The sequence below is a fragment of the Collinsella sp. LCP19S3_D3 genome (genome assembly GCF_052121455.1).
In the GTDB taxonomy this organism is placed as follows: domain Bacteria; phylum Actinomycetota; class Coriobacteriia; order Coriobacteriales; family Coriobacteriaceae; genus Collinsella.
Genome location: NZ_JBQKEF010000001.1, coordinates 104,391 through 119,357, shown reverse-complemented (window position 1 = coordinate 119,357; position 14,967 = coordinate 104,391). Strand labels below are relative to the sequence as shown.

At 58.6% G+C, this 14,967-nt stretch carries 16 protein-coding genes and 1 riboswitch; of the genes, 5 read left to right on the top strand and 11 right to left on the bottom strand.

What is annotated here, in order from left to right; translation table 11 throughout:
- The first annotated feature begins 168 nt into the window (after nucleotides 1–168).
- The gene (locus ACTQXM_RS00590) at nucleotides 169–1,302 is read left to right on the top strand and encodes a coiled-coil domain-containing protein (RefSeq protein WP_427748224.1); all 1,134 of its coding nucleotides are present in this window, start codon (nucleotides 169–171) and stop codon (nucleotides 1,300–1,302) included.
- A gap of 37 nt (nucleotides 1,303–1,339) precedes the next feature.
- On the opposite strand, the gene ACTQXM_RS00585 is transcribed toward ACTQXM_RS00590, so the two are convergent.
- The 4 genes from ACTQXM_RS00585 to ACTQXM_RS00570 all read right to left on the bottom strand — a co-directional run bounded on the left by ACTQXM_RS00585 (nucleotide 1,340) and on the right by ACTQXM_RS00570 (nucleotide 4,916).
- The gene (locus tag ACTQXM_RS00585) at nucleotides 1,340–2,719 is read right to left on the bottom strand and encodes a serine/threonine protein kinase (RefSeq protein ID WP_441536824.1); all 1,380 of its coding nucleotides are present in this window, start codon (nucleotides 2,717–2,719) and stop codon (nucleotides 1,340–1,342) included.
- A 98-nt stretch (nucleotides 2,720–2,817) separates the two neighbouring features.
- Nucleotides 2,818–3,240 (bottom strand): XRE family transcriptional regulator, encoded by a 423-nt coding sequence (locus ACTQXM_RS00580; RefSeq protein ID WP_154517313.1) that lies wholly within the window; start codon nucleotides 3,238–3,240, stop codon nucleotides 2,818–2,820.
- A gap of 39 nt (nucleotides 3,241–3,279) precedes the next feature.
- Nucleotides 3,280–3,822 (bottom strand): DUF4352 domain-containing protein, encoded by a 543-nt coding sequence (locus tag ACTQXM_RS00575; RefSeq protein ID WP_154517316.1) that lies wholly within the window; start codon nucleotides 3,820–3,822, stop codon nucleotides 3,280–3,282.
- 599 nt (nucleotides 3,823–4,421) lie between these two features.
- Nucleotides 4,422–4,916: a hypothetical protein gene (locus ACTQXM_RS00570; RefSeq protein ID WP_427794864.1), complete on the bottom strand. Its 495-nt coding sequence runs from the start codon at nucleotides 4,914–4,916 to the stop codon at nucleotides 4,422–4,424.
- 131 nt (nucleotides 4,917–5,047) lie between these two features.
- On the opposite strand from ACTQXM_RS00570, the gene ACTQXM_RS00565 reads away from it, so the two are divergent.
- Entirely contained in the window at nucleotides 5,048–5,341 is a 294-nt protein-coding gene (locus tag ACTQXM_RS00565) for a hypothetical protein (protein WP_427794863.1), read from the top strand.
- 415 nt (nucleotides 5,342–5,756) lie between these two features.
- On the opposite strand, the gene ACTQXM_RS00560 is transcribed toward ACTQXM_RS00565, so the two are convergent.
- From ACTQXM_RS00560 to ACTQXM_RS00550, 3 genes are all read right to left on the bottom strand, one after another.
- Nucleotides 5,757–6,098 (bottom strand): HigA family addiction module antitoxin, encoded by a 342-nt coding sequence (locus ACTQXM_RS00560; protein ID WP_427727846.1) that lies wholly within the window; start codon nucleotides 6,096–6,098, stop codon nucleotides 5,757–5,759.
- Nucleotides 6,070–6,351: a type II toxin-antitoxin system RelE/ParE family toxin gene (locus tag ACTQXM_RS00555; RefSeq protein ID WP_427747940.1), complete on the bottom strand. Its 282-nt coding sequence runs from the start codon at nucleotides 6,349–6,351 to the stop codon at nucleotides 6,070–6,072. The genes ACTQXM_RS00560 and ACTQXM_RS00555 overlap by 29 nt, the downstream gene beginning before the upstream one ends.
- Nucleotides 6,352–6,451: 100 nt before the next feature.
- Complete coding sequence (locus ACTQXM_RS00550; protein ID WP_441536823.1) at nucleotides 6,452–7,639, bottom strand: N-acetyldiaminopimelate deacetylase; 1,188 nt, start codon at nucleotides 7,637–7,639, stop codon at nucleotides 6,452–6,454.
- Nucleotides 7,640–7,783: 144 nt separating this feature from the next.
- Nucleotides 7,784–7,952: riboswitch (Lysine riboswitch) on the top strand.
- A 65-nt stretch (nucleotides 7,953–8,017) separates the two neighbouring features.
- On the opposite strand from ACTQXM_RS00550, the gene dapA reads away from it, so the two are divergent.
- The 3 genes from dapA to dapD are packed head-to-tail and all read left to right on the top strand — an operon-like array spanning nucleotide 8,018 to nucleotide 11,819.
- Nucleotides 8,018–10,327 (top strand): 4-hydroxy-tetrahydrodipicolinate synthase, encoded by a 2,310-nt coding sequence (gene dapA / locus ACTQXM_RS00545; protein WP_441054426.1) that lies wholly within the window; start codon nucleotides 8,018–8,020, stop codon nucleotides 10,325–10,327.
- Complete coding sequence (dapB, locus tag ACTQXM_RS00540) at nucleotides 10,320–11,060, top strand: 4-hydroxy-tetrahydrodipicolinate reductase (protein ID WP_441536822.1); 741 nt, start codon at nucleotides 10,320–10,322, stop codon at nucleotides 11,058–11,060. The genes dapA and dapB overlap by 8 nt, the downstream gene beginning before the upstream one ends.
- A 39-nt stretch (nucleotides 11,061–11,099) precedes the next feature.
- The gene (dapD, locus tag ACTQXM_RS00535; RefSeq protein ID WP_154517324.1) at nucleotides 11,100–11,819 is read left to right on the top strand and encodes a 2,3,4,5-tetrahydropyridine-2,6-dicarboxylate N-acetyltransferase; all 720 of its coding nucleotides are present in this window, start codon (nucleotides 11,100–11,102) and stop codon (nucleotides 11,817–11,819) included.
- A 230-nt stretch (nucleotides 11,820–12,049) separates the two neighbouring features.
- Here dapD and ACTQXM_RS00530 read toward each other — a convergent pair whose 3' ends face one another.
- The 4 genes from ACTQXM_RS00530 to ACTQXM_RS00515 form a co-directional block, all read right to left on the bottom strand.
- Nucleotides 12,050–12,394: a type II toxin-antitoxin system RelE family toxin gene (locus ACTQXM_RS00530; RefSeq protein ID WP_441536821.1), complete on the bottom strand. Its 345-nt coding sequence runs from the start codon at nucleotides 12,392–12,394 to the stop codon at nucleotides 12,050–12,052.
- Nucleotides 12,391–12,813 (bottom strand): hypothetical protein, encoded by a 423-nt coding sequence (locus tag ACTQXM_RS00525; RefSeq protein ID WP_441536820.1) that lies wholly within the window; start codon nucleotides 12,811–12,813, stop codon nucleotides 12,391–12,393. Before ACTQXM_RS00525 ends, ACTQXM_RS00530 begins: the two co-directional genes overlap by 4 nt.
- A 12-nt stretch (nucleotides 12,814–12,825) precedes the next feature.
- Nucleotides 12,826–13,830, bottom strand: coding sequence for a nucleoid-associated protein (locus ACTQXM_RS00520; protein ID WP_441536819.1), 1,005 nt, complete (start codon nucleotides 13,828–13,830; stop codon nucleotides 12,826–12,828).
- Between the two features lie 174 nt (nucleotides 13,831–14,004).
- Complete coding sequence (locus ACTQXM_RS00515; RefSeq protein WP_441536817.1) at nucleotides 14,005–14,955, bottom strand: L-lactate dehydrogenase; 951 nt, start codon at nucleotides 14,953–14,955, stop codon at nucleotides 14,005–14,007.
- Nucleotides 14,956–14,967 lie beyond the last annotated feature (12 nt).

The window sequence follows — 14,967 nt, the reverse complement described above, 5'->3', positions numbered from 1 at the left end:
TTAAAGTTGAACTCTATGGTTTCTCAACAATTCGATATAACTGCAGGTCAAAGCCAAAGTCTCAAGTTCAACTTGACCCTTTAAAACCTTTAAGGTTCAAGTTGAGGTCGAAAGCAGTAGTAGAATACCTGAGGAACAATAACCTACGATTGATTGCAGAGGGACTGGATGCAGCATTCGAATCATCGCACCGCAGCGCTCATCGCGTCGAAGCCGGCTCGTATCATCACGAGCGCCGCGCTCGCCGTTGCGTTGACGGCCACGCCGATGCTCTCCCCCGTCGCGGCGTATGCCGCCTCGCAGGCAACGCAGGATCAGCTTGCCGCCGCCCAGCAGAAGATCGAAGCCGCCACGAGCGCCTACAACGATGCCCGTACCAAGCTCGGCGATCTGCAGAAGCAGATTGACGCCAACGAGGCAAGTATCGAAAAGATCGAGGCGAAGCTTCCCGATCAGCAGGAAAAGGCATGCGCCGCCATGCGCGATCTGTACAAGTACCAGAAGGGCACCAACCCCATCGTGAGCTTCCTGGTCAACGCACAGAGCCTGGGTGAGTTCATCACGACCTGCAAATACACCAACCAGATCACAAGCTCGAGCGTCGACGAGATCGAAGAGCTCAATAACATGCAAACCGAACTCGAGCAGAACAAGGCCGAGCTCCAGCAGGCCAAGTCTCAGCTTGAGGCAGAGCAGAAAAACGCCGAGGATGCGCTGGCGCAGGCCCAGCAGCTCCGCAGCGAGGCACAGGCAAAAGCCGAGCAGGAAAATGCCGCCGAGCTTGCCAAGCTTGAGGCCGATAAGGCCGCTGCCGCCGAGAAGCTCTCGGGCGAGGGCGTGAGCGGCAGCAATTCCAGCAGCCAAGCCACCAACGCCAACACCACCATCGACACCACGGTGAACAACGCCAACACCGGTAGTTCCGATTACGATTCGTTCATTAATGAGTGGACGAGCCGCATCGACAATTACCTCGCCGGCTCCCCTATGGCAGGCCAGGGCTATAACTTTGCCGTCGCCGCTTGGAATACCGGTGTCGACCCCCGTTGGTCCCCCGCCATCGCCTGCATCGAGAGCACCAAGGGTGCTTATTGCGCCAATTCTTACAACGCCTGGGGCTGGAGTGCACGTGGCGGCGGTTGGCGCAGCTTTGGCAGCTGGAGCGAGGGCATCTTCGCTCACGTTGCCTATCTGGGCGCCAACTACGGCTCCACCCTTACCCCGGCTGCGGCCAAAAAGTACTGCCCACCCACGTGGCAGGACTGGTACAACAAAGTCGCCGCTCAGATGAACCGCATCTAAGTGCAACTGCAAAGGGCCCCAATGGGGCCCTTTTCTTTTAGGTAGCGGAGGTATCGACGACGCCGGTCGCATTGGCAACCGCGACTATGACGATCATGCATAGGAGCAGCACACCCAATGCCTTGAGCCAGAGTTTCGCGAGTTTCTTGCCGCGATAGCTGTCGAGCAGTGCGAATCGCCGACGTAGACGGCGCTTATCGAGCACCGCAAAATGCGTAAGCGCCATAAGGCCATCGACAAAGAAAAAATACTCGATTATGAGAAGCCACGTCGGGTAGCTTTGGTTTGCTCCCGTGGGTTGAAAGACGGCAAAGTGACTTCCGGCAAAGAACACAAGCAGCGAGAAGCAGACGAGCGTATTCCAAATGCGCCCCAGGGACTCCGGAACGCGAGAGAGCAGACCGCATGCAGCGGAGGTGGCAGGCCTAGGAAGCCTTGCGGGGTTCTGGAGCCCTTGGGGCGTCAACAACGTCTCCGAGGCCGGAGTACGGACAGGCGCAGGCGCAAGAGGCCGCACGGGGCGACTCAGATCGTATGCCGCGCGCGTCGCCTGTCCCAACGCTTCCGCACTTGCAAAGCGCTTGGCCGGATCGAGCGCCATCGCCATGCAAACGACATCGGCAAGTGGAGTGGGAATGCCGCGCACCTCGCATTGCTCGCGCATGTCGAGCCCTGGTTTAGGGTCGACTCCCGTCAAACAAAAGAACAGCAGGGCACCGAGCGCGTAGACGTCGCTTCGCACGCTCGTCTGCCCAAACCCATACTGCTCGGGAGGCGCATAGGGCCGTGTCCCAAACTTGACAGTATCGGCATCGGCGTCATCGCGCCACACGCGCGCGATCCCCAAGTCGATAATCACCAGCGATGAAAACGTCAGGCCGTCATCAGGCGTATAGTTGGCACCTGCCACGATGATATTCGACGGCTTGAGGTCGCGATGGATCACCGGCGCCGAAGCCTCTCCCGCCATTGCAAAACCGGCATGGAGCTCGCCAACGGCGTCGCAAAGGACAGGATACAATTCACGCGCATAATCGGGAGCGGATCCCAGACGGTCCACCAGTGCCCCGAGTGTCTCCCCTTCTATATATTCCATAACCACGTTGAGCTCGTCGCCCGCACGACGACAATCGACGATTCTGGGCAGGTGCTCAAAACGCCTGCCTGCCCGCTGAGCGGCAAACAGACGCTCGTATGCCCCGCCGATTTGAGCCGAAGCATCGATGCGTTTACGGACAAAGGGACCGAGCGAACCACCGCCGGTTCCTTCAAAGTACACGAGCTCGGTTGTTTCAACGGACGAGCGCTTAAGTACACGCTCCACGCGATAGCTGTCGTCGCGATCGAGCGACGCCAGGTGCTCGGCAAGCGCTGCGGTCAGCTCGTCATTGGAATATGTTGGGGTCTGAGTATCCATAGCCTCCATCATAGCGCAGGGCGCAGACACCCCATGGCATCCGCGCCCCGTTCGTTTGCATCGTTGTTCGACAGCTCCGCCGGCTCAGATATCAGCGGCTAATTCACCGTCTCCTCGCCAAAGCGATACAGCTCCTCGTTGACCTTTTGGAGGCTGCACCCGCGATCGATGCAAAAGATGATAATCGCATCGCGGCGGTCCTTGCAGTTAAGGACGCTTACCCCGGCAGCCGTCAGCGCACGGTTGGTCTCTTTGAGCGTCAGTGCCATCGCAAAGGCAATCTGCAGCACCTTATTGCGACTCGGATGACGCGCACCGGTAAAGATCTGATAGCCAAAGGTCTCATTGAGATCGGCCATACGAACCACGCGCGAGCGCTCCAAGCCCTTTTCCTGCAGTAGCTGCTTCAGGTAATCCGAAAGCGACGGGGCGGCAAAGTCGTGCTCCCTGATATAGCCATCGATGTTCGGCGCATCGAGAAGCTCATTGAGCAACTCCTCGGTCAGCTTTTTATCGGGCATACGACTTCACCTCCCATCCGGCGCAACGGTAGCGACATGCTAGGCCAGCACCCAGCTTGCAGTGGCAGACTTATCAAACATGTTGGCAAAATACAGTGCCTTCTTGATATCGCCATCAAAGTAGATATTGCCCGCCACGGAGCCACCGGCGGAAAGGGTACCAGACTGCAGCTCATCGGAGCCCTCGCTGTAGTAACCCTGATTCTGTTGGGCGCCGTTGGCGTCCTCGCCCTTCCAGTCGTAGATATTGTAATCTGCGCCCTCATCGCCATTGTTGACGTACGTGACGTGAATGCCCGTCATGGTCGAACCGTCATAATTTGTAAGGCCGGGCTGGACGGAATCGACAACGACGGAAAGACCGGCAGCTGTGGTCACCGTCGTGCCAACCGCCAGGTCAGTCGTAGGCTGCTCTTCCTTCTTCGCCTCTTCCTTCTTGTCGCCATCGCCAGCGTCCTCGGTGACGGTCGCCTTATCGCTACCACAACCGGCAAGAAGACCGGCAGTCCCCAAGGCGACGGTGGCGAATGCGCCAAGTGCAGCGCGACGGCTCAGCAGCACTTCGTTTTCGAGCTTTTTCATTATGCATCCTTCCTACGATCCGGCTACCGCGCCGGTACACAGCACATCGTAGGAAGGATTAAACTTGAATTCATTAGCTGAGAGCTAAGGCTGCCATATAGAAGAGCATGAAGCGCGTGTCCATCGCCGATGACACCTCGAGGCTTGCCAACATCGATTTGAACTACTGGTTCTACGCCTGCAGCGCCTTGCCTCGATTTCCGACATGGCGAACCTGCACGGCGTGGTCCATACGGACGACGACGCTCTCGAGTATGCCCTGCACGCTCGATGCTCGCACGAGCTCGACAGAATCCTGGTAGATGCGGGCTGAGAACCGCCCAAGGGTCGCATGGGCCCGACCACATTCAACAACCACAAGGCCATCGTGGGCGGCAATGACACGGCCTGCGGCTCAAAGCAGACGATGGGCGCGATACGCCGCGACGACGGCGAGGGGCAGGCGGGTTAGCTGACGGCTGGATGAGGCTTGGAACTGAACCAAATAGCACCCCTGACGGCTGCGCAGACGTCTTTCCTGCGCTGCTGCCAGGAATGAGTGCGCCGCCCCAGCGTTGCAGGCTAGGCGTTGGGCGTAATGGCGCGTAGCAAGAACCGGCCTACCCCTCATTGAGATATTGCCTTCGGTCGGCCATGTGCTTTCCGGCGAGGGAACTTCCATGACGCAGTCCGTCCGAAATCGTCTCTCGGAAATAGTCGTCTTTCTCATCGCAGAGATTCTCGAGCTCCACCACTCGCGATGCCAAACGGTCTGAGACCTCGCGCTCTATTACGAGATCGTCTGACAGCTGAGCGTTTTCTTCCGTCAGCCGAGTATTCTTTTCCAGCAGCTGATCTTTCTCATGCGAGTTGTTGGCAACGTAGGCGACAGCCCCAATGGCAGCCGCCCAGGCAATCCCCTTCTTATGTTCTTTGACGAATTGGACGGCTTTCGCTGCGCCCTCCTTAACGATATCGGGAATGGCTTCCACCTTTTCTCGGGTGGCCTGCATGAGAGGCTTCTTTTCCGCATCGTCAAGCTCAAGGTCGGTTTCCGTCAGCGTTGTCTTCACGCTCTCTTCCTGCTGCTCGTCCTTGAACTCGAACTCTTCCATTTCAGCCTCCATTCCTTCCTCTTTGGCGTATTTTACCCCGTGCTTTAGGCCGATTACTCAGTTGCCAGCTGATTTGTGACCACAGCGGATAATGCACTCGCAAGTTGACCTATGTCCTGCCAGGAGATCCAGTGGAGTCTATTGCAGTGACGCTCATCGGCGTCACTGCAACACCGATCGGAGTGGTCGAGTCCAACTCGCGCAGCCGCGCGGTTATGGAGCTCAAGATCGACGAGCTCACATCGAGCGAGCCTACAAACTCGAGCAGGAAATGGCCGTGGTCAGGCTCGACGTTGACGCGCTTTTGCGATGGGCTGGCATGGGGGCTGGCGATTGCGGCCTGCATCCCCGTGTTGCTGGCGGCGGTGCTCTCGCGCCAAACGCTTGCGCATTCGGATTGCTACACAACGAATGAAACTTGTTGATGCGGGGCGCGGTTCATTCAGGGTCCGCCCCCTCGCTTCATCCTCAAGAAGCTCGTCGAAGCCTACCCCACCGTTACGGATTCCCCGGTAAAGGCACTGATCATCAACAGGACAAAGAACACCAGGCAGCTGACACTCAGCGGGTACGCAATAATCAGGAAGACGACCCCCGCCGACATTGGTTTTACCGTCGGCACGGCGTTGCTCACGATTGCGGCAGAGCCAAATCGTCACGCCAATAGCCACGATCAACAGCAAACTGCCGCTGCCGCCAACCCGGCAAGCGCAAACATAACGCCAATGCTCACAGCAATAACCGGAAGCAACAACAAGCCGCATCCACACCCACCGGGACTATAAACGGCAGACTGTCGGCGTCGCCCCATCGTCACTCCAACCTCAACATCTTTGAACACTACAATGCGATAGCCTGCTGAACAGGAACGATCTTATCCAGTTCCGGCTCGATGCGCCTCTTTTCCGCCTCGAGGTCAAACGCTATCTGGGCGCGCAGCCAATAACCATCCGTTAGGCCAAAGTAGCGGCAAAGGCGAAGATCGGTGTCAGCCGTAACACGACGCCTCCCCAAAATAATCTGCCCAATACGCTGTGCCGGAATCCCGGTCTCCTTAGCAAGACGATATTGAGAAATGCCCATAGGAACAAGAAATTCCTCTTTGAGAAGTTCACCAGGAGTCACCGGTGACAGCAAATCGGGCGCGGTCTCATCACTTGTGATAATCGACGATTTCGACATTCCAAGCCATCCCCTGTCTCCACTCAAAGCAGACCCGATAGCGCTCATTAACACGGATACTATATTGGCCGGCGCGATCGCCCTTCAACGCTTCAAGACGATTGCCCGGAGGAACGCGAAGGTCATCAAGTGAAGCACAAACCTGCAGTTGACGAATCTTCCTCAATGCGACCCGCTCAAAGGGCACGAACCTCCTGACCCGCACACCCATTGCAAAACGTTCGGTATCCTCATCTTTGTACGATGCAATCATAGTATCGCCTTACGTTAATAACGTCAAACGTTTCTACAGACATACATCTCTATTATACCGTACATTTGTTCGTATTTTCTAGAACATGCGCCCGCGCCGATTAACCAAGCAAAAGCAATCGTTTGTAGACATCGAGGCCCTTGAGTAGGATTTCCTCGTCAAAGAGCATGGTATCGGTGTGAAGGGCGCTCGTGGCATAGGCAGGACAGCCATCCGAATCGCTCGGGTTTTCTTGACCCTCTGGCACACCCGTGCCCAGCAAGAAGAACACGCCCGGCAGATGGCGCTGATAGAACGCAAAGTCCTCGGCAATTAACAGCGGCTCCTCCACAAGCTGCAGGCCGGGCAAGGCAGGCGCGACGCTGGCAAACAACTCGGGGTCGTTGTCGACCGGCGGATAGCCCTCGGCAAAGTCGAGATCGTACGTGCAGCCCGTTGCGGCACAGGCATCGTCCAGCACGCGGCGCACGCCTTCGCGCGCCCGGTCGAACATGCCGTCCGTAAACACACGCAGGCTTCCGGCCACATGGGCCTCCCCCGCCACCGCGTTGCAAACCGTACCGGCCTGCAGCAGACCAAACTTGCCGATACAGGGCTCGTCGGTGCCCAGTTCGTCCATCAGCTCGCGCTCGGCAACCAAAAACTTCGCTGCCGCCAACGCGGCATCGTGCGACTCCTCGACCGGCACGCCATAGGTCTTAGCAATATGGATGCTCGTACCGTGAATATAGATATGCGTCTCGCTCGAACGCGCCAACAGCGGACCGGAACAGCTCGCCAACGTGCCGGCAGGCAGATCGGGCCACACATGGAAGCCAAAAATGCGGTCGGCCCCATAGCGCTCGAACACGCCGCTCTCGCATACCGTCTTGGCACCACCGGTCGTTTCCTCGGCCGGCTGGAACACAAAGAGCACGTTGCGCCTCATGGCGCCCGGCTGCTCGCGAATCGTACGGTCGACATACGTCGCGGCGGCAAGTGCCATGGCCATGTGACCGTCATGTCCGCAAGCGTGCATCTTGCCGGGATGGGTCGAGGCAAAGGCCGCCCCTGTCGCCTCCTCAATGGGCAGCGCATCCATATCGGCGCGAATCGCCGTGGCATGCGCGGCATCAACGCCGGCGTCGAAGAAAGCGCAGACGCAGCTGGGGCACGGATGGGTCACTTCGCAGGTGAGCGGTGCCAGCACGCCCTCGATATAGGCAATGGTTTGCGGAAGATCGAAATCGAGCTCCGGAATGCGATGGAGATCGCGCCGATAGCGACGGAGTTCTTGGAGCTCGGTCATAGAGGATCCCTTCGTGAGGCACATCTGTTGCAACTTATTGTGATACAGGATTGTGGCGCACATGTTTCCAGCATATCCCTGCATTTTTTAAACGTTATATACGAATACTCTTGTTTGGTAAAGTGCAACGTGATAGGGTCTTTACCACTTGATAGAGGCGCGGGCACGAAGAGCCGCGGGCGAGCCGGCAGGCTTTGACCCCGCGGGGAGGCGAAACCCGCCGAACTGGGTTTTTCGGGCACGAACAACCTGGTGGGCCTGTGGGAAACACCCACAGGACTGTCTGCAGCAATGCGGGAGCGCTATCCGGACATTGGGTCCACGCTATGCGGATTCGATGCGCAGATGGCGCCGTCTGGATAGCGAGGTTTACGGGACATGGCATTGACCCCCAACGAGGCATATGCGGCCAAGCAGCCGTTTGTGGACAAGGAGACGCTCGAGCATATCGTCGAGCAGTTCCCCACGCCATTTCATCTATACGACGAGGCGGGCATCCGCCGCAACATGCAAGAGGTGCGCGACGCCTTTGCGTGGAACCCGGGCTTTAAGGAATACTTTGCCGTCAAGGCCAACCCCAACCCGGCACTCATCTCCATTCTCAACGAATACGGCTGCGGCTGCGATTGCTCGAGCTATACCGAGCTCATGATCGCCCGCTCGCTGGGTATCACGGGACACGACATCATGTTCTCGTCCAACGACACGCCGGCTGCGGACTTTGAGCTCGCCGACAAGCTGGGTGCCATCGTCAACTTTGACGACATCAGCCACATCGAGTTCTTTGAGCGTGTTGCGGGGCCCATCCCCAAGACGGTCAGCTGCCGCTTTAATCCGGGCGGCCTGTTCCAGCTCTCCAACGGCATCATGGACAACCCTGGCGACTCCAAATACGGCATGACCACCGAGCAACTCTTCGAGGCCTTCCGTATGCTCAAGACCAAGGGTGCCGAGGACTTTGGCATCCACGCATTCCTTGCCAGCAACACCGTCACCAACGACTACTACCCCAAGCTCGCGCGCATCCTCTTTGAGCTTGCCGTGCGCCTGGAGCGCGAGACCGGCGCACACGTCGCCTTCATCAATCTATCCGGCGGCGTCGGCATCCCCTACCTGCCCGAGCAGCAGGCCAACGACATTCACGCCATCGGCGAGGGAGTGCACGCGGCATACGACGAGATCCTGGTCCCCGCAGGCATGGGCGATGTGGCAATCTACACCGAGATGGGCCGCTTTATGATGGGCCCCTACGGCTGCCTGGTCACCAAGGCCATCCACGAGAAGCAGATCTACAAGGACTATATCGGTGTCGATGCAAGCGCCGTCGATTTGATCCGCCCCGCCATGTATGGTGCCTACCACCACATTACGGTGATGGGTCAGCCGGGTGGCGCCGACAAGGGCACAGCGCCCGTCACGAACACCTATGACATCACGGGCAATCTGTGCGAGAACAACGACAAGTTCGCCATCGATCGCGAGCTACCGCATATCGACATGGGCGACCTGCTTGTAATCCACGATACCGGTGCGCATGGCTACTCCATGGGCTACAACTACAACGGACGGCTGCGCTCCGCCGAGGTCCTGCTGCGCCCCGATGGCGCGGCCGACCTCATCCGCCGCGCCGAGCGCCCGGGCGATTACTTTGCCACGCTCGACGTGCTGCCGTGCGGCCGAGAACTGTTGGCCAAGTCGCGCGCCGAAAGTGCCCGCCGCCGCGCCCAAGACGAGCGCCTGGCAGTCGCCGCCCAATGGAACAAGCGCATCCAGATCGCCGAAGCGAAGGAGAAGAACATGGACATCCGCAATCTCGAGGGCTCAATCGTCGCCCTGGTTACGCCGTTTAAAAAGGACGGCAGTGTCGACTTTGATGCGCTCGAGCGCCTTATCGATTTCCACCTGCAAAATGGCACCGACGCCATCCTCGCCCTGGGCACCACCGGCGAGAGCGCCACGATGACCGACGACGAGGACAACTCCGTTGTCGCCGCGGTGGTCAAGCAAGTTGCAGGACGCGTCCCCGTCATCGCCGGCTCGGGCTCCAACTCCACGCAGACCATGCTCACCAAGTCGCTCACTTACCAGGGCTTGGGAGCCGACGGTCTACTGCTCATTACCCCCTACTACAACAAATCCAACGAAGAGGGTATCTACCAGCACTTTAAGACCGTCGCCGATGCCGTAGACATCCCCTGCATCCTGTACAACATCCCCGGCCGCTGTGGCTGCGGCATCAGCGAGCGCAACGTGGAGCGCTTGGCCGCGCACCCCAACATCATGGGTATTAAGGAAGCCTCGGGCAACGTCGCCTACGCTGCCAAGATCGCCCACCTGCTGTCCGACGACTTCCGCATGTACTCGGGCGAGGACGCGCTCACCGTGCCGCTCATGAGTCTGGGTGCTTCGGGCACCATCAGCGTGTGGGCCGACGTGCAGCCGCAGCTCGTACATGACATGTGCCGCGCCTATCTGGACGGTGACGTGGCACGTGCCCGCGATATCCAGATTGCCGGCCAGCCGCTCATCAATGCCCTCTTTAGCGAGGTCAACCCCATCCCCGTCAAGGAAGCGCTCGCCCAGATGGGTATGATCGAGGCAAACTACCGCATGCCGCTGTGCCCCATGGCAGACGACACGCGCGCTACACTTACCGATGCTCTGAAGGGAGCTGGTCTGCTTGATTAAGACCGTCATTATGGGAACGGGCCGCATGGGCTCGCTCATCCGCACTACCGCCGAGGGTATTGTCGACGCTGCCGGAGAGCCCGTTTTTGACATCGTCGCCCAGATCGGCTTCGACTTGTCAGAGCTCGAGAACGCTCCGGCAGCCGACGTCATCATCGACTTCTCGAACGTTGCGACCTTCGACGCCGTCGTCGCCTATGTCGAGCGCACGGGCGCGGCGTTGGTCTCGGGCACCACAGGCTATACGCCCGAGCAGATGGATCGCCTGCACGAGCTGGGTCAGAGCACCCGCGTCATGCACTCCGGCAATTACTCCATCGGTATCGCAGCCCTGCGTCATCTGGTGGCACAGGCCACGCGAGAGCTGCCCGGCTTTGACTGCGAAATCGTCGAGACGCACCACAACCAAAAGGTCGACGCCCCCAGCGGCACTGCCAAGTTGCTGCTCGACGCCGTCGTCGAAGCCGAGCCCGAGGCAGGCTACCACCCCGTCTATGGCCGCGAGGGCATGTGCGGAGCGCGCGACCCCAAGGAGATCGGCGTGCACTCGCTGCGCGGTGGCACTGTCGCCGGCGTGCACGAAGTGAGTTTCTTTGGCCAGGACGAGGAGGTCACGCTCACGCATCGCGCCACGAGTCGTCAGATCTTTGTCAACGGTGCCTTGGCAGCCGCGCAGAAACTCGTCACCCGCGAGCACGGCTTCTATACGTTCGACCAGGTCATGTTTGCCTAACCAGGTATCAACCGGATCCACCCAAAGGAGAGACCGCAAATGAGCAACGCAGCCGAAATGGATGCACAGGAGATTATCAACTATATCGCCACCGCGCCCAAAAAGACGCCCGTCAAGCTGTACGTGCGCGAAAAGCCGGGCATGAAGGTCCAGTGGGGCAATGCGCATGTCTATGGCGGCCGCCGTGGCAAGACCGTCTTTGGCGACTGGGATGAGCTCAAGGCAATTCTCGACGCCAACGTCGATTCCATCGACTACTACGATGTGGAGAACGACTGCCGCAACTCCGCCGTGCCCATGCTCGACCTCAAGGGCATCAACGCCCGCATCGAGCCGGGTGCAATCATCCGCGACCGCGTCGAGATCGGCGACCGTGCCGTCATCATGATGGGCGCCATCATCAACATCGGATCCGTCATTGGCGAAGGCTCCATGATCGATATGGGCGCCGTGCTGGGCGGTCGCGCCACCGTGGGCAAGAACTGCCACATTGGCGCCGGCACCGTGCTGGCAGGCGTCGTGGAGCCCGCCAGCGCCACGCCCGTCATCATCGAGGACGACGTTATGATCGGCGCCAATGCTGTGGTCCTGGAAGGCGTGCGCGTGGGCAAGGGTGCTGTCGTTGCCGCCGGCGCCGTGTGCGTCGAGGACGTCCCCGCCGGCGCCGTCGTGGCCGGTGTCCCTGCCCGCGTTATCAAGATGCGCGACGAGAAGACCGACAGCAAGACCGGTCTCGAGGAAGGCCTGCGCCAGCTCTAATAGTTACGCGGTTTTACCAAACCGCGTAACGGCTCGACGCTCCAAACGACCCAGAGCGGCAATCTGACGTTCAATCGTCGGGCATGACCAGAAGGTCAATGCCCTCCTCTTTCACGTCACCTTGCTCGCTCTGGGTCGTTTTCGCTGACGTGTGCTCAACCTGCGGGGTAATGTCAGCAACCAAGCCGAAAACAACAAAGGCCGAAGCACCATCGGAGCTTCGGCCTTCATCATCTCAGGGCTCCGTCGTATTCAACCATGGCGGGTTGCTTTGACAGGCACCCTACGGCCGTCTTATAGACCTCGGAACGATCGCGCCGCCCTATTGCTACAATCTCGGCAATCTCAACCATTCCGTCCTCTCGGATTCGGAAAACCATTTTGAGTCCCGCATTCCGCCATTTAATCTTTTTGCAGCCGGCGAGCTCGCCGTGAAGCGGCGTTCCGATTTCATCAGCGCGCGTCTTTAATTTTGCGACGGCAATACGGACGAGCCTGCGCTGGGATCCATCTAGTTTTTGATATTCCTTCTCGACGTCTCGATTCAAAAAGCCGACAACAAAATGCCCGCTCATTCGAAAAGGTCCTCGTCGGGAATCGCGTCCGGATCCATCGACTCAAGCTCCGCGAGCTCCTCGGCAGTTAAGGCGTCCTCAAACGGAACAAACTCATGCGGACCATGCTTGGCTCGATCCGCAGCGATGCGATTTATCTCAAGTTCACGCAGATACTGCAGCGCGCCGTACATTTCCTCATAGGCAGCATAGTCGATAATCACGGTATCGATATCATTATGATCAGCAATGAACTGAGGCGCGCGTTTTGCGCGTTTACGAATGGTGGATAAGGACTTGCTTGCTTCGGTAGCAGAAACAACCTGGTCTTTTGTAAACACCGGTTTTTCCAGAACAAGTGGGGACATTTTGACCTCCAAAAAATAATCTGGATTATATTTCAAAGTATACTTCAAAATATAATCCAGACTTTTATTCAAAAGTTAAAAGCCTTATCGATTCTCGATGCTACCGATGTTTTTGAGCTCGATGGAGATGAGGCCGTTGGGCTCGTTGACAAACTCGATGTACTCGGAGTTTGAACCCATCTCGGCCGGGAAGCTGATCTCGATACCCGTGTCGGTACGAATCTTGTGATTGCGTACGGCCGCGCGCTCGACTTGCTTGCGCTCCACGGGCACGCGCTCGGGCACCTTCTCCTCGGTCAGCGCCGCACGCACGCTCTCCTTGATGACCGGCTCGTCCTCAAAGACCTCATCGACGATATCCCAAGGCGGCAGCTCCTCGTCGTCTTCAACCTTCTCGGCAACGGCGGCTTTGACCTTGGCGAGCGCTACGGCCGTGTTGGCGCCGTGCTCCTCGGCGACCTCCTCGACCACGCGCGTCACCGTGTCGATGACCTCCTTACCCGAAACCCCCGTGTCGCACTGCAGCAGGCCGTCGGGAATGAGCATACGGTCCTCGCCGGCAATCTTGCGCTTCTTATCCACGTAGCCGATCTCCATGGTGCTTGCACGCACGATGGCATAGCTCGGCACCTTTTGCGAGGGGTTTGGCAAAATGGCGTAGTGGCGCGCGATGTCGTTACGAACCTCGCCCTCTTCGCGACCCACCTCGTGCATGAATGCCTGCTTGGAGCCCAGCAGCATCACGGCAAACCAGCGGGCATCTTCATCATCGTCAAAGTCCGCCACAAGCACGTCAGTGGACTCGGCTTTCTCGGCCTTGGTGAGTTCGGAAGAGATGAACTCCGCAATCTGCTGAGACAAGTCCACGAACTCACGCTCACCAAAGAAATAGCTCTTGAGCTCGCCGCCAAACGCAGAGTTCTCCGCAAACGTGGCGCGCTTATTGTCGGCCGAGGTACGTGCGCGGCGCAGATGCGTGGTCACAAAGCTGCGCACGGTACGGCTTTCGATATCCAGCTCGCGCTGGCTCATGACGTTGACGGCAGAGTCAAAGTCCAGGATATGCAGAATCGCGTGATTGATTTTCATATACGGCATTCCGTTCTAGATCGCTTTTGGCACGAACCAGTATAGCGGTCGAGTCCACCCCAGGCGCATCGAAGATTGATGCAAAGCAACCTGTTCCCAATGCATCAAAAAAGGCGCCCGGGTCACATGGGCCCGGACGCCTTCGTTGTAGCTTTTCGCTCTAGCGAGCTTGATTTAGCAGGAAAAGTCGACGCTGTCGATAATATCCTTGAGGGCCTTGGCGGAGGCGATGAGCTCATGCTGCTCGTCATCGTTCAGCGGCACGGGAACGCGGCAGACGACACCGTCGCGACCAACGACCGTCGGCATGGAGATGGCCAGATCGGACAGGCCGTACTCGCCCACCATGAGCGAGGAGACGGGCAGAACGGTCTGCTCGTCACGCATGACGGCAGTGCAGATGCGCTTTACTGCCATAGCGACACCGTAGTAGGTGGCGTGCTTCTTCTCGATGATAGTGTAGGCGGAGTTCTTGACGTCCTCGGCAATGCGCTTCTCGGCAGCCTCATGCTCCAGGTGGCCGTGAAGCTCGCAGAAGGTGTTCAGCGGCACGCCGGCAACCTGAGCGCTGGACCAGGCGACAAACTCGGAGTCACCATGCTCGCCCATGACGTAGGCCTGGACATCGCGCGGGTCAACCTCGACGTGAGCGCCGAGCATTTGCTGCAGACGGCCGGTGTCGAGCACGGTGCCGGAGCCGATGACATGGCCCTCGGGCAGACCGGACATCTTGATGGCGGCGTAGGTCAGAACGTCGACCGGGTTGGAGACGATGAGCAGAATGCCGTCGAAGCCAGACTTCTTAATCTCGGGAATAATGGACTTAAAGATGCTGACGTTCTTGTTGACCAGGTCCAGGCGGGTCTCACCGGGCTTCTGAGCAGCGCCAGCGGTGACGACGATCATGGCGGCGTCGGCGACATCAGAATAATCGCCGGCGTAGATCTTCATCGGCTCGGCAAACGTCATGCCGTGCGCAATATCCAGGGCCTCGCCCTCGGCGCGGTTCTTGTCCACGTCGATGAGAACCATCTCGGAGAACAGACCACTCTGCATCAGCGCGAACGCCGAAGACGAACCGACGAAACCGCAGCCGACAATAGCGACCTTCTTCTCGTTAACCATTAGAAACTCCCA

Coding starts and splice junctions, on each gene's coding strand:
- ACTQXM_RS00590 (WP_427748224.1), top strand. CDS start 169: ATGCAGCATTCGAATCATCGCACCGCAGCGCTCATCGCGTCGAAGCCG.
- ACTQXM_RS00585 (WP_441536824.1), bottom strand. CDS start 2,719: ATGGATACTCAGACCCCAACATATTCCAATGACGAGCTGACCGCAGCG.
- ACTQXM_RS00580 (WP_154517313.1), bottom strand. CDS start 3,240: ATGCCCGATAAAAAGCTGACCGAGGAGTTGCTCAATGAGCTTCTCGAT.
- ACTQXM_RS00575 (WP_154517316.1), bottom strand. CDS start 3,822: ATGAAAAAGCTCGAAAACGAAGTGCTGCTGAGCCGTCGCGCTGCACTT.
- ACTQXM_RS00570 (WP_427794864.1), bottom strand. CDS start 4,916: ATGGAAGAGTTCGAGTTCAAGGACGAGCAGCAGGAAGAGAGCGTGAAG.
- ACTQXM_RS00560 (WP_427727846.1), bottom strand. CDS start 6,098: ATGTCGAAATCGTCGATTATCACAAGTGATGAGACCGCGCCCGATTTG.
- ACTQXM_RS00555 (WP_427747940.1), bottom strand. CDS start 6,351: ATGATTGCATCGTACAAAGATGAGGATACCGAACGTTTTGCAATGGGT.
- ACTQXM_RS00550 (WP_441536823.1), bottom strand. CDS start 7,639: ATGACCGAGCTCCAAGAACTCCGTCGCTATCGGCGCGATCTCCATCGC.
- dapA (WP_441054426.1), top strand. CDS start 8,018: ATGGCATTGACCCCCAACGAGGCATATGCGGCCAAGCAGCCGTTTGTG.
- dapD (WP_154517324.1), top strand. CDS start 11,100: ATGAGCAACGCAGCCGAAATGGATGCACAGGAGATTATCAACTATATC.
- ACTQXM_RS00530 (WP_441536821.1), bottom strand. CDS start 12,394: ATGAGCGGGCATTTTGTTGTCGGCTTTTTGAATCGAGACGTCGAGAAG.
- ACTQXM_RS00520 (WP_441536819.1), bottom strand. CDS start 13,830: ATGAAAATCAATCACGCGATTCTGCATATCCTGGACTTTGACTCTGCC.
- ACTQXM_RS00515 (WP_441536817.1), bottom strand. CDS start 14,955: ATGGTTAACGAGAAGAAGGTCGCTATTGTCGGCTGCGGTTTCGTCGGT.